The sequence below is a fragment of the Pseudomonas sp. GW822-FHT06B12 genome (genome assembly GCF_058799675.1).
Map to the genome: position 1 here is coordinate 103,188 of NZ_JBXALR010000016.1, position 13,771 is coordinate 116,958.

The 13,771-nt window shown below is 58.7% G+C and carries 12 protein-coding genes; 9 read left to right on the plus strand and 3 right to left on the minus strand.

Annotated elements, in window-relative coordinates:
• The first annotated feature begins 321 nt into the window (after window positions 1-321).
• A complete protein-coding gene (locus AC1RKH_RS26270) occupies window positions 322-1,332 on the plus strand; it encodes an ABC transporter substrate-binding protein (protein WP_493064193.1) in 1,011 nt (336 codons plus the stop codon).
• A gap of 81 nt (window positions 1,333-1,413) precedes the next feature.
• Here AC1RKH_RS26270 and AC1RKH_RS26275 read toward each other — a convergent pair whose 3' ends face one another.
• Window positions 1,414-2,334, minus strand: a complete 921-nt coding sequence (locus AC1RKH_RS26275; protein ID WP_493064192.1) for a LysR family transcriptional regulator — start codon at window positions 2,332-2,334, stop codon at window positions 1,414-1,416.
• 183 nt (window positions 2,335-2,517) lie between these two features.
• Here AC1RKH_RS26275 and AC1RKH_RS26280 point away from each other — a divergent pair, with 183 nt between their 5' ends.
• Complete coding sequence (locus AC1RKH_RS26280; protein WP_493064191.1) at window positions 2,518-3,438, plus strand: TauD/TfdA dioxygenase family protein; 921 nt, start codon at window positions 2,518-2,520, stop codon at window positions 3,436-3,438.
• Between the two features lie 107 nt (window positions 3,439-3,545).
• Here the strand turns inward: AC1RKH_RS26280 and AC1RKH_RS26285 are convergent, their stop codons facing one another.
• Window positions 3,546-5,162 (minus strand): alkaline phosphatase family protein, encoded by a 1,617-nt coding sequence (locus tag AC1RKH_RS26285; RefSeq protein WP_493064190.1) that lies wholly within the window; start codon window positions 5,160-5,162, stop codon window positions 3,546-3,548.
• Between the two features lie 215 nt (window positions 5,163-5,377).
• Complete coding sequence (locus AC1RKH_RS26290; RefSeq protein ID WP_493064189.1) at window positions 5,378-6,322, minus strand: LysR family transcriptional regulator; 945 nt, start codon at window positions 6,320-6,322, stop codon at window positions 5,378-5,380.
• A 154-nt stretch (window positions 6,323-6,476) separates the two neighbouring features.
• On the opposite strand from AC1RKH_RS26290, the gene AC1RKH_RS26295 reads away from it, so the two are divergent.
• From AC1RKH_RS26295 to AC1RKH_RS26325, 7 genes are all read left to right on the plus strand, one after another.
• Window positions 6,477-8,849 carry a TonB-dependent receptor gene (locus tag AC1RKH_RS26295; RefSeq protein WP_493064188.1) on the plus strand — a complete coding sequence of 791 codons (2,373 nt, stop codon included), beginning with the start codon at window positions 6,477-6,479 and terminating at the stop codon, window positions 8,847-8,849.
• A gap of 201 nt (window positions 8,850-9,050) precedes the next feature.
• Window positions 9,051-9,377: a hypothetical protein gene (locus tag AC1RKH_RS26300; protein WP_493064187.1), complete on the plus strand. Its 327-nt coding sequence runs from the start codon at window positions 9,051-9,053 to the stop codon at window positions 9,375-9,377.
• 425 nt (window positions 9,378-9,802) lie between these two features.
• Window positions 9,803-10,609, plus strand: a complete 807-nt coding sequence (locus tag AC1RKH_RS26305) for an energy transducer TonB (RefSeq protein ID WP_493064186.1) — start codon at window positions 9,803-9,805, stop codon at window positions 10,607-10,609.
• A 45-nt stretch (window positions 10,610-10,654) separates the two neighbouring features.
• On the plus strand, window positions 10,655-11,380 hold the full coding sequence (locus AC1RKH_RS26310) for a MotA/TolQ/ExbB proton channel family protein (protein WP_493064185.1): 726 nt from the start codon (window positions 10,655-10,657) through the stop codon (window positions 11,378-11,380).
• Between the two features lies 1 nt (window position 11,381).
• Window positions 11,382-11,783, plus strand: coding sequence for an ExbD/TolR family protein (locus AC1RKH_RS26315; protein ID WP_493064184.1), 402 nt, complete (start codon window positions 11,382-11,384; stop codon window positions 11,781-11,783).
• A 278-nt stretch (window positions 11,784-12,061) separates the two neighbouring features.
• Window positions 12,062-12,643 (plus strand): alpha/beta hydrolase, encoded by a 582-nt coding sequence (locus AC1RKH_RS26320; protein WP_493064183.1) that lies wholly within the window; start codon window positions 12,062-12,064, stop codon window positions 12,641-12,643.
• A gap of 56 nt (window positions 12,644-12,699) precedes the next feature.
• Window positions 12,700-13,632, plus strand: coding sequence for a sigma 54-interacting transcriptional regulator (locus AC1RKH_RS26325; protein ID WP_493064182.1), 933 nt, complete (start codon window positions 12,700-12,702; stop codon window positions 13,630-13,632).
• Window positions 13,633-13,771: the final 139 nt, after the last annotated feature.

Below are 13,771 nucleotides of genomic sequence, written 5' to 3' on the forward strand. Positions count from 1 at the left end.
GGCAGCTCCTACAGGAGATCGGCGTAGGAGCTGCCGCAGGCTGCGATCTTGATGTTTTCATGCAAACAACAAATGGTTATATAAAAAATGCAATTTGCTTGTTTTAGGTATAAAAACGCCATTTAAGGCCTATCGCCCGTACGCATCCAATGCATTCGAAGAATATTTTTGATGCTGTTTTTGCATACCGCACTGAGAGGTGCGTTTTGGCTGATGTATGAATTTTGGTTATTAAAATGTGAATTTTTAGTATTTAAATGTTTGACAAGATTGTGCCTACTTTCTGCTCCTCAACGCCCGTCGTGATCAGGAGCCGCACCCATGAACCTTCCCTTCAAACGCGTCATCAATCTGTTCGCCGCAGGCGTGCTTGCCGGCCTGGCGCTTAACGCCAGCGCCGCAGAGCTCAAGGAAATCCGCATCGCCGTGCCCGACCTCAGCGCCGGTACGCAGCACAGCGGCGGCGGGGTGGTGGATGTGTTGCGCAATCAGCAGATTTTCGAAAAGGCCTTCGCTGATCAGGGCATCAGCATCCAGTGGAGCTTCTTCAAGGGCGCCGGTCCGGTGATCAACGAAGCCTTCGCCAATGGTCAGGTCGACCTGGCGTACCTCGGCGACCTGGCGGCGATCATCGGCAAGTCCAACGGCCTCGACACCCGGCTGCTCAGCGCTTCGGCGCGGGGTGTGAAGCACTACCTCGGCGTGGTTCCGGGTTCGGGAATCAAGACCTTGCAAGACCTCAAAGGCAAACGCGTGGCGATCTTCCGTGGCACCGCCAGCCAGTTGTCGTTCGACGCGGCGTTGGCCAGCCAGGGCTTGAGCGAGAAAGACCTGAAAGTCATCAACCTGGATTTCAACGCCGCAGTGGCGGCACTCGCGGCCAAGCAGATCGACGCGTCGTGGGGCGGCTCGGGGCTGACGGCATTGCAGGCCAAGGGCCTGGCCGAATTGCCGCTGAGTACCAGGGACCTGGGCGGCGCAGGCAGTGTTCAGGCCGTGCTGGTGGGGACCGGGGCGTTTGTCGATGCCCATCCCGACATCGTCGCGAAACTGCTCAAAGCGCAGCAGCAAGCCGTCGAATGGCTGACCCAGGACAGCAATAAGGACGCTTACATTCAGTTGGTGTCGGGACTGGCGAGTTATCCACCGCTGATCCTTCAACAGGACTTGAAGGACCAGAAATTGAGTGAAGTTTTCCCTTCGACCCTGGACCCGGTATTCCTCGGAAAATTGCAGGATGCGGTGGATCTGGCGTCGCAGCAGAAGCTGATTCGCAAGCCGTTCAAGGTGAGTGAATGGGTGGCGCCGGAGTTGGCTGCCGCAAAATTATAAAGTCCTGAAAAGATCGCAGCCTGCGGCAGCTCCTACGTCGATCCGCTGTAGGAGCTGCCGCAGGCTGCGATCTTTTGATCTTCAAACCGCGACGGCGATCTCTTGCTTATCCACCGCCACCAACACCTCAATCATCGCTCGCGCCGCCGGTGACAACCGAAACCCTGTGCGACTCACAATCCCGCAGCGCGCATTCATGCTTTCGATGTTCTGCGGCAGGTTGCGCCAGTGCAGTAGCGCCAGTGAGCCCAGGGCGATGTCTTCGACAAACGCTTCTTCAGTGCCCACGCCAATCGCGTTGGATTGCAGCACGATCTTCACCAGCGCCGGGAAATGCTCGGTCTCGATGGTCGGCGAAAAGTCGGTGCGACCACTGAGGTTCGCCAGCAGTTTGCGAATGCCCGGCGGGATCAGCGTGGTCGCCAGCGGGTAGTCGAACATGTCGTTGGTCGACAGGCTCTCCTTGGCCAGCAACGGATGCCCCGGACGGCAGAAAAACACCCCGCGTTTGGGCGTTAACGCTCGTGTCTGAAAGTTCGGATCAGCCTCGAAATGGCGGATGTCGGCGATGAAGAACTCGATCTCTTCACGGCTCAGCGCGCGACTGAGTTTTTCCCAGTTATCGACCTGAAAACAGGTGCGCACTTTCGGGTGCGAGTTGACGAATTGCGCCACCGCATCCGGCACCAGTTTTACCGCCGGTGCCGGGCCGCAGCCGAAGCGCAGTTCGCCGGCATCGAGTTTGGTCATCTGGGTCACTTCGGCGTTGAGCAGTGCTGCGCCCTGAACCAGGGTCAAGGCGTGTTGCAGCACCACCTGGCCCTCGGGCGTGGGGCGCAGATCCTTGTTGCCGCGATCCACCAGCACGCAGCCGAACTCCTGCTCAAGCCCCTGAATACTACGGCTGAACGCCGGTTGGGTGATGCCCATGGCGTCGGCGGCGCGGACAAAACTGCGGTGTTCGTTGAGGGCGATGAAGTAACGCAACTGACGAAGATCCATATGCTTTTCCGGCATCCTAAAAATAGCTCGAAGGCATTTGCGACGAAGGTTGCCTGAGGTTTTAAATGCAAGCTCTTATTCCGTCAACGAAGCATGTTAATATCTATTAGATCTAAATTGAATATAGATAGAGCGTTGTTTCGCGGCCGGAAAACCGTCAGCAGTCAGATAGAGGGTCTACCCATGAGCAATGCCGCTTTAGCCGTTAAACCCGCTGTTCACGCGCTTGAAATTCATCCGGTGGCCGGTCGTATCGGTGCCGAAATTCGTGGTATCCAGCTCTCCGGTGAACTGGACGCCAGCATTGTTGAAGCCATCCAGCAGGCGCTGGTGCAGTACAAAGTGATTTTCTTCCGCGATCAGACACACCTCGACGATCAACGCCAGGAAGCCTTCGCTCATTTGCTCGGCGAACCGGTGGCGCACCCGACCGTGCCGGTACGCGACGGCACCCGCTACCTGCTGGAACTGGACGGCGCTGAAGGCCAGCGTGCGAACTCCTGGCACACCGACGTGACCTTCGTCGACGCCTACCCGAAAGCTTCGATCCTGCGCTCGGTGCTGGCGCCGACCTCCGGTGGCGACACCGTGTGGGCCAACACCGCGAGCGCTTACAACGAACTGGCGCCGGAGCTGCGCGAACTGGCGGACAAGCTCTGGGCGGTGCACAGCAACGAATATGACTACGCGGGGGCCAAGCCGGACGTGTCGGCGGAAAAGCTGGAGCGTTATCGTAAGGTCTTCACCTCGACGGTTTACGAGACCGAGCACCCGGTGGTCCGCGTGCACCCGATCAGCGGCGAGAAGAGCTTGTTGCTGGGGCATTTTGTCAAACGCATCAAGGGTTATTCACTGGCCGATTCGGCGCATTTGTTCAACCTGCTGCAAAGCCATGTCACGCGTTTGGAAAACACCGTGCGCTGGCGCTGGCAGGCCGGTGATGTGGCGATCTGGGACAACCGCTCGACCCAGCATTATGCGGTGGACGATTACGGCACTCAGGAGCGGATCGTGCGGCGGGTGACGCTCAAGGGTGAGGTGCCAGTGGGAGTGTTGGGGCAGCGGAGTCAGACCATTAAGGGGGCTGAAATCGGCGTCGTCTGATCTGACGCCATCGCAAGCAAGCTCGCTCCCACAGTGGATTTGTGTTGAACACGGTAAGTGTGGACAGACACAGACCTTGTGGGAGCGAGCTTGCTCGCGATGCTTTTTCACCAAACGCCGATCTGTACCACTTTCTCGATCTCGGGCTCGCCATACCGAAACCGCTGCCCGCGCAAATCGATTTCCTGATGGCTGATGGTGGTCCGCCGCTTCAACCCCCGCAACCACTCGAACAAATACCCTGCATGTTCTTCACGCACTGCGGCATACGCTGGATCAGCCCCCAGGTCATGCAGCTCCTGCGGATCGTTCAGCAAGTCGAACAACTGCGCGCGGAAGCCGTCGTATGCCAGGTATTTCCAGCGCTCGCTACGGACCATGGTCATCCGGCAGCGATCGATCGGTTGGTCCAGACGTTCGCGAGCAGGCGCTTGAAACGCGTAGTCGTATTCGCTGATCGCAAAGCGGCGCCAATCGATATCCACGCCGTGCAACAAAGGGATCAGTGAGCGACCTTCAAGACGATGCTCAGCACCCGGCAGCCCCAGCGCCTGAAGAAACGTCGGCAGCGCATCGATGGTTTCCACCAGCCGCTCATCCACCGTACCGCGAGTGACATCTGCCGCCGCGCGCGGGTCGCGTACGATCAACGGCACACCCACCGCAGGCTCGAGCAAAAACTCTTTTTCCCCCAGGTAATGGTCACCGAGAAAGTCCCCGTGATCGCTGGTGAACACAATCAGCGTGTCCTCCCAGCGACCGTTGCTTTCGAGGAAGTCGAACAACCGTCCGAGCTGATCATCGACCTGTTTGATCAGGCCCATGTAGGTCGGAATCACGTTCAACCGCACCTCCTCGCGGGAGAAATTCAGGCTCTCTTGGTGTTGGCGAAACGCACGGTATACCGGGTGATCACTCTCTTCTCCGGCGGCTGCACGCACGGCCGGCAACACCTGATTCGCAGCATAAAGCGCGTGGTAGGGCGCCGGTGCTATGTAGGGCCAGTGCGGCTTGATGTACGACAGGTGCAAGCACCACGGTTGATCCTGCTGCTCGCGGATGAAGTCGATGGCGCGGTCTGTGGTGTGCACGGTTTCCGAGTGCTGTTCGGGAATGCGTGCTGCTCGATGAGCGTTGCGCATTTTCCAGCCACTGAGGATTTCACCGTGTTCGCCAACGCCTGCATTGGCCCAATCGTGCCAAGGGTTGCGCCCCTCAAAACCAAGCTCGCGCAGGTAATGGGTGTAGGGCGCCGATTCGCGTTTGTCATCGAACAGTGGATCGTCAGGGAAGATCCCGTCGTGTCGAAAGTACGGCTCGAAACCCACCTCGTTCAATGCTTCGGCTTGCTCGCTGGCGGGGTCGATGGCCAGGCGTTGCAGAGCGTCGATATTCGGCGTGGCGTGGGTCTTGCCGACCAGCGCGGTGCGGATGCCATGCGGTCGCAGGTAGTCGCCAATCGTCAGTTCTTCGAGTGGTAACGGCACGGCGTTCCAGGCGACTTGATGGCTGCTGACATAGCGTCCGGTGTAGGCCGACATCCGCGACGGCCCGCAAATCGTGCCTTGGGTATAAGCGTGGCTGAAGCGCACGCCTGCGGCGGCGAGACGGTCGATGTTCGGTGTGTGCAAGTGCGGATGGCCGTAGCACGAGAGGTAATCGCGACGCAGTTGGTCGCACATGATGTACAGCACATTGCGCACGGGTTCAGAGACGTTGGACATGGGGTTCACCGATCAGAAGACAGGTGAAGGTTTTCGCCGGTCGGGTGGGATTCGGGCAAGTGCATTTGGGGAATGGGTTTTATGCGGGGAGTGCATCAGCAAGGCGAATGCCGCCATCGCGAGCAAGCTCGCTCCCACAGGGTTCTTGGTTGGCCACAGATTCGCGGTTAACACAGCTCCACTGTGGGAGCGAGCTTGCTCGCGATAGCGGTGGTTCAGACAGCGAGATTCTCCAGCGAACACACCTCGTCATCCCGCTCGTCGATCTCTTTGATCTGCTCGATCATCGCTTCTGCCAACGGCGATAACCGATACCCCGCACGGCTGACGATGCCGTAGCGGGTGTAGAGCTCTTCCAGGTCATCGGCAAGCCCTTCGATCTTCATGCACACCAGCTCGCCCTTGGCGTGATGTAAGGCGTCGCTGTAGGCGCCAACGATGCCGATGGCGTCCGAGCGCAGTACCACGCCGAGCAGGCTGTAGCTGTTTTCACATTCGACGTTGGGGGTGAAGTCCGGGCGGCCACAGAGGTCGACGATGACTTTGCGCAGGTTCGGTGGACGAATGGTGACCGCCATCGGATAGCTCATCAGTTGCGCTGCGCTGACTGACTTCAAGTTTGCCAACGGGTGCCCGGCGCGGCAGCAGAAGTGCCATTTGCGCGGGCGCAGGCGTTGAGTCAGGTAATCCGGATTGGCTTCGAACTGCCGCGTGTCGGCGACAAAGAATTCGAACTCTTCACTGAGCAGGCGTTTACCCAGGGTTTGCCAGTCGTCCACCTGAAACTGCACCCGTGCCTTGGGGTAGCGCCCGATGAAACTGCCGATCGCTCGCGGGATCAATCCGGCTGCTGGTGCCGGGCCGCAGCCGAAGCGTAATTCCCCGGCTTCCAGACCATTGAACTGACTGATCTCGTTGGCCATTTGCTGTGCACCGCTGACCAGTCGCCGCGCATGTTCAAGCAGCACCTGACCCTGTTTGGTCGGCGCCAAGTCCTTGCGTCCGCGATCGACCAACTGACAACCGACGCTGTGTTCCAGCGCCTGAATGCTCCGGCTGAAGGCCGATTGCGACAGGTTCACAGCGACAGCGCCCGCGACGAAGCTGCGCTGTTCGGCGAGGGCGATGAAGTGACGGAGCTGGCGCAAATCGATATGCATTTTTCACATAAAAAATATCGGGGAAATGCATTGGATATGCATTAGGTCGACTCCTTATAAAGGCAATCTCTTATGCAGTAAATATTTGTAAAAACATAAATAAATAACTTAAAAGAATATACGTGTTGTATGTTTTTTGACCAGGAGCCGTCCAATGAGTCCGTTGAACCTCGCCTCACCCATAACGCCCCGACGGCTCAAACGCCTGCCGCTGGCCTTGTTGTTGGCCGGCAGCGCCAGCTGGACTCAAGGCTATGCCGCCGAGACTACGGCCCCTGAAGAGAGCGCCCCGAAGGCCTCTGCCGAAAAGGGCAAAGCGTCTAACGGCCAACTCGAAACCGTAACGGTCACCGCTCGCCGTCGTGAAGAAAGTTCGCAAGACGTGCCAACACCGATGAGCGTGATTAGCGGTCAGGCGCTGGAGAGCCAGCGGATCTATCGTATTCAGGATTTGCAGCAGTTGGTACCCAGCGTCAACGTAGCCTACATGCATGCGCGCCAGTCCAGCGTGTCGATCCGCGGCCTGGGCAACAACCCGGCCAGTGATGGTCTGGAAGGCAGCGTCGGCCTGTACATCGACAACGTTTACCTGGGGCGTCCGGGCATGGCGGTGTTCGATTTGATGGACATCGAGCAACTGGAAGTCTTGCGCGGTCCGCAAGGCACGCTGTTTGGCAAGAACACCACCGCAGGCGTCATCAACATCAGCACCCGCGCACCGACGTTCACCCCGGAACGCAGCATCGAATCGTCGGTCGGCGAGGACGGTTATTTCCAGACCAAGGGCACGATTTCCGGGCCGCTCAACGATGAACTGGCCGGGCGCTTTTCCGCCTACCGCACCCGTAGTGACGGCGACATCAAGAACGAATTCGACGGCCATGACTTGAATGGCGGCTCACGCGATGGTTTTCGGGGGCAGTTGCTGTACAAACCCAACGAAAGCTTCAATCTGCGCTGGATCGGCGATTACAACGAAGAGGATTCCAGTGCTGGCACCCGGGTGCTGTACAGCACCGGGCCGACCATCAACGGCGTCAATTTGTACGAATCACGGGCCGCCGCAGCCGGTGCGACACTGGTCGACGGCACTCATCGCAAGGTCAACCTGGACAGCGATCAACACGTCACGGTGCATCAGGGCGGTACATCGGTTGAGGCTAATTGGACCTTGCCGAACGATTTCACGTTGACCTCGATCAGCTCGTATCGCTGGTGGAATTTCACCCCGCGCAACGACGATGGCCTCAACGTACCGGTTGCCTACAACGCCGGTGTTTCGGTGGAAGACAAGCAGTACTCCCAGGAATTTCGCCTGGCGTCGCCCACCGGCGGCTTCTTCGATTACGTGCTCGGTGCTTACTACTTCGGCTCCAACCTGGACAACAAATCCTTCGTTTACTACGGTCCGCAAGCCGACATCTGGAACGGCACGCCACGCGGTGCCCTGGCCAATGTCAGCAGTATCGGCAACGGGCATATCGAAACCAACAGCTTTGCGTTGTTCGCCCAAGGCACCTGGCACCTCACTGAGCGCCTGGATTTCACGGCCGGTGTGCGTGGCAGCTACGAGGAGAAAAATGCCTGGGTCACCCGTGATGCACCCGTCGGTGGCGCTGCGGTCAGCGGTGCGGCGGCCACTGCTCGACGCGGTCGTACCGGGGCTTACGATTCCGGGGATTTGAATCAGTACAGCACCAGTCCTTCGGGCTTGTTGAACCTCAGCTACCACTTCACCGATGACCTGTTGGGTTACGCCACGCTGTCCCACGGCGAGAAATCCGGCGGGGTCAACCTGACGGTCGGCTCTGCACCGGTAGCAGGTGCCGATTCGTTGCTGATCGGTACCGAGCGCGCCAACAACGCCGAACTGGGTTTCAAAAGCACGCTGTGGGACCGTCGCCTGCAACTCAACGCCAACCTGTTCTGGACGCGGGTCAACGGCTATCAGACCAACGCTTACGACGACGTCAATCGCGTGCAGTTCCTGACCAACGCCGGCTCGGTGCGTTCTCGCGGCGTGGAAGTGGAAAGCACCCTGATGCCGCTGCGCGGCCTGACGCTGAACCTCAATGGATCGTACAACGACGTCCGCTATCTCTCCTACAAAGATGCGCCATGCCCGCCGGAAGTCAGCCTGCGCCCAGGTGCCCCCGCATCTTGCGACCTCAGCGGGCATCAGGTGGTCGGCGCCTCGAAATGGATTGCCAATGCCAACGGTGAATACAAATGGAACCTCAGCAACGGCCTCGAGGAGTACCTCACCGCCAGCTATGCCTTTCGTTCCAAAGCCGTCGGCACGGTCGAGGATTCCGACTTCGGGCAGATCCCCAGCTACGCCGTGGTCAACCTGTCCACCGGTCTGCGCGGCGACTTTCATGAAGGTCAGTGGGACGTCTCGCTGTGGCTGAAAAACGCCTTCGACAAAACCTATTACACGACGCTCTGGACCGGCGGTAACGGCGGCTATGAAGGCTTGCTCGGAACGCCGCGTACGCTCGGTGTGACCGGTCGTTACGACTTCTGATGAGCGTGAGCAGGAATAAGCATAGTTGTCCTGTTCATAAGTTATAAAGGTTTACGCAGTGTCTATAGCCATTTCGTCCGTCAATAACCGGTTTCTCCGTGGACAATAGTTGAATGTCCGACCATGCTCTGTTTCGTGAGTTTTCAGGAGAGAACTTGCACTCATCGGAAGATACTTATTTAACGGCAAAGGAAATCCATTATGTCGAGTATTAACGGGACTTATGTAAACGCTAACGCCGGCGCCAAATTGGTCATTACCGATGGTAATGATTCGAACGGGACCTTCAGCGGCAAGCTGAGTCAGAACGGCGTGAATTACGATGTCAGTTATGGGCACTACCACTTCCAGAACAGCTCTGGCAACCCGACCATCATCACGGTTGCTGCTCTTAACGATGGCGTGGGCTATCAGGCGTGGACACTGTTTTCGCCGGATCACAACTACTCAACACTCAAGGCATTCGGTTCTCGCAATAACTTCGATGGCGATGTAGTGGGCTTGGCTGGCGAGTTTGTCAAACAATAAACTTCACGGTAGCCATCAACAGGCCGATCGTACGGGCGCCGTATGATCGGCCTGTTTTTTATTTAGGGTTTTATTTTTATCGGACGGTCGTTGTCGTCTGCACGCTGTTTGCCGGTTTGGTCATTGTCGAATAACTATTTCTGGTTAATTGATATCTAACTTTCCCGCAGAAACCCATGCCTTCCACGAATACTTTCAATGCTCGAAAAACATGGTCTTTTCGATGCTCGGCTACGGCCCTTGAGCGGCGTGGCTTTGCGCAAAATAAGGGTTTTTCATATTCGTTTATGATCTAGATTAATCATTAAAAATTACTTTAAGAGATAAGCGTCTAGCCCAATGATTGCCCCATCGAAACGGCAGCGTGGGGGATTCAAGCGCAGGTCTTTCGGGTTATTCGTAAAGAGACCGTAGGGAGTCAATCAATGGGCAATGTCCAGACCGCCGCCAGTGCACATGACGTGTTGTGGCGCCAGGCGCCAAGTGGTGAGTTGGTCGACCTCGGCCGTCCGCATCGGCTGCCGTTGGGCCAATTGCGACTGCAAAAGACGCCCAAGGGCAGCTTGAGCCGTCGGGAGGCGATTTTGCTCGGGGTGCTGGCGGTGCTGGTGCATGGCGCGGTGATTTATTGGCTGAACCAGCAACCGACCGCGGCACTGCCGATCGTGCCGCCCCAGATCCCACCGATGACCATCGAGTTCTCGCACCCGGCGCCGCCGGTGGTCGAACCATCGCCACCGCAACCGGTGCAGCCAGTGGTTGAGCCTCCGCCGCCGGTGGAAGACGAGCTGGCAGCGAAGCCGCCGCCACCGCCTAAACCCAAGCCAAAACCGGTGGTGAAACAGGCGCCCAAGCCCGCGCCAAAAGCCGCCGAACAACCGCCCGCACCGCCACAACCGGCAGCGCCCGTGGCCGCTCCGGCGCCACCCGCTCCACCGGCGCCAGCACCCGTGACCCCGGCCTCGGCCAGCGCTGCGTACCTGAAGAACCCGGCGCCGGAATATCCGTCGTTGGCCCAGCGGCGCGGTTGGGAAGGCACGGTGTTGTTGCGGGTGCACGTATTGGCCAGCGGCAAACCTGGTGAGATCCAGATTCAGCAAAGCAGTGGCCGCCAGCAGCTCGACGACGCGGCGTTATCGGCCGTCAAGCGTTGGAGTTTCGTGCCGGCCAAGCAGGGTGATGTCGCCCAGGACGGCTGGGTCAGCGTGCCGATCGATTTCAAGATTCATTGAACCGCAACCTATTCGCGCTAAATGTTTACACAGAGGGAACACATCATGACGTTACTGGCATCTCCACTCGAATCCATCGAAAGCGCGGTGATCTGGCTGCTGGTGGTTTTTTCCGTCGCTACCTGGGGCCTGGCGTTGCTCAAAGGTGTGCAGTTCGGTCGCTTGAAAGCCCAGGATCGCAAATTCCATAAACAGTTCTGGGCCGCCTCCAGTCTCGATTCGGCGGCAGAACTGAGCGAAACCCAGCCCGGCGCGGCGGCCCGTGTTGCACAGGCGGGTTACGCGGCGATCCAGGTCGGTGAAGCGCCGCATGCGGCAGACCTGAGTCAGGCGATCAATCATCAGGACCGCCTCGAGCGTGCCCTGCGTCAGCAAATCGTCCGTGAGCGCCGCTCGCTGGAAACCGGTCTGGCAGTGGTCGCGAGTATCGGCAGCACCTCGCCGTTCATTGGGTTGTTCGGCACTGTGTGGGGAATCATGGAAGCCTTGAAAGGCATCAGCGCCGCGGGTTCTGCGAGCCTGGAAACCGTGGCCGGCCCCATCGGTGCGGCGCTGGTGGCAACCGGTGTGGGGATCGCTGTCGCCGTGCCGGCGGTGCTGGTTTACAACTACTTTTTGCGTCGCCTGAAACTGACCGCCGCCGACCTCGATGACTTCGCTCACGACTTCTACAGCCTGGCGCAGAAGAGCTCGTTCCGGGTGTTGATCCACCCGACGGCGCACAAAAACGCCATTCAGGGTGGCGCGCAGAAAGTGAAGGAGGCTTCCTGATATGGCCTTCTCAACCCAGGACAGCGATGAAGTACTGAGCGAGATCAATGTCACGCCACTGGTGGATGTCATGCTGGTGCTGCTGGTGGTGTTCATCGTCACCGCGCCGCTGCTGACCAACGCGATTCCGATCAACCTGCCGAAGACTGAAGCGGTCGCGCCTGTTGAGCAAAAAGACCCGCTGGTGGTGAGCATCGACGGTGCGGGGAAACTGTTTATCAACAAGGATGAAGTTCAGCCGGACCTGCTCGAATTCAACCTGCAAGCGGCCAAGGCCAAAGACCCCGAAGTGCGCGTGCAGCTGCAAGCGGATAACGGTGTGAACTACGGCGAAGTGGCGCGAGCCATGGCCTCCATTGAACGGGCGGGGATTACCAAGCTGTCGGTGATTACCGCGCGTTAACAGATTTCTGATTTCCGGGGCCGTCTCCTTGGCAGGGTGCGGCCCCTTTTTTTTGAAAGCAAAACACAATCCCTGTGGGAGCGAGCTTGCTCGCGATAGCGGAGTGTCAGCTGGCATCGATGTTGACTGACACGGCCCCATCGCGAGCAGGCTCGCTCCCACAGGGTGATCAGTTTAATATTCGATATGGATATTAATAAATAGCTTCTTATTCCTTAACGAATATAAATCCCGTCCCTATACTCGACCAGGAACAGACACGCACCGGAGAGCTCCCCATGCGCAACGAATCAATTCGCTACCTGATTGTGCCGGGCTGGCAAGGATCGCCAGATGATCATTGGCAAACCCATTGGCAGAACAGCCTGCCGAACAGCGCACGGGTGGAGCAGGCCGACTGGCTGACGCCACGCCGTGAGGATTGGGTGGCGGCGCTGGCTGAAGCGATCGACGCCGACAGCACGCCGGTGATCCTGATCGCCCACAGCCTGGGTTGCATCACGGTTGCCCATTGGGCGGCGACGGCCCCATTGCAGGCGTTGCGTCAGGTTCGCGGAGCGTTGCTGGTGGCGCCTGCAGACGTCGAACGCCCGGCCTGCGCGCCAGCGTTGCGCAACTTTGCGCCGATTCCGACGCACCTGCTGCCGTTCCCGAGCCAGGTTGTGAGCTCCGACAACGACGCCGCCGTCAGCGCTCCACGGGCGCTTGAGTTGGCACGCAACTGGGGCGCCGAAGCGGGGGTTCTGGCGGGTGCCGGGCACATCAACGTGAAGTCCGGCCACCATCGTTGGGAGCAAGGTTTCGCCTACCTGTATCGCCTGCAAAACCGCATGGAACATCACGCCCTGCGCCGCGCTTGAACCTGTTTTTTATTTAAACGCCCTCCGTCTCCCGGCGGTATGGGCGGGAGTCTGCCATGAGTTTGCATGAATCTTTCGGTCAGCCATTGCTGACCTTTCCCGACGCTGAAAAAAGTCCGCTAAGCATTCGCGCCAAGGCGCTGGTGTTCGTCGACCCACGCTCGCGACAGCTGCGCCAGGAGTTGGAGCAACTGGCGCCGCGCTCGATTTCGGTGTTGATTCGCGGGGAAACCGGCAGTGGCAAAGAGCTGTTGGCACGGCACATTCACCGCGCCAGTGATCGTGGCGGTTTGTTCGTGTCGGTCAACTGCGGCGCCATCAGCCCGACCTACGCCGATGCCGAGTTGTTCGGTTATGCCGGCGGCAGTTTCAGCGGCTCGGCCAGCAGTCGTGCCGGGTGGTTTGGTTCGGCCAATGGCGGGACGTTGTACCTGGATGAAATCGGCGATTTGCCGTTGCCGATTCAGATCAAACTGCTCGCCGCCCTGGAGAATCACGAAGTCACCCGCGTGGGTGCCCAGCAACCGAGCCCGGTGGATGTGCGACTCGTGGCGGCGACCAGCATCGATCTGGCACAAGCCGTGACGGCCGGTAAGTTCCATGAGCGGCTCTATCACTACCTCAGCGAAGGACAGCTCGAATTGCCGGCCTTGCGCGAGCGAGTCGGTGATATTCAATCACTGGCCGAGTATTTCCTCGGTATCTACAGCCAGCGCCTCGGCCTGCCGGTGCCGTTTATCAGCGACGCGGCACAGCAGGTTCTGGAACGGCACAGCTGGCCGGGTAATACCCGTGAGCTGGAAAACGTCATTCACTTTGCGTTACTGGTGAGCAGTGGCGAGGAGATTCTGCCAGAGCATTTGAATCTGCCGCAGGTGTTGTCGCCGCTCGAACAGATCGAGCAGCAACTCAAGCGCATAGTCGACAACGGTACAGCGCCAGAGCTGCAAGCCCTGAAACGACTTCTCGAACAAACAGGGCTCGCGTAGGAGCTGGCGCAGCCTGCGATCTTTTCCGCATTCAACGTGTTGCGCGATGGAAGGTGAAGATCAAAAGATCGCAGCCTTCGGCAGCTCCTTGTATGTTGCACCGGAATCAAACGAGAGGATTTAATCTCGTCGGTGCACA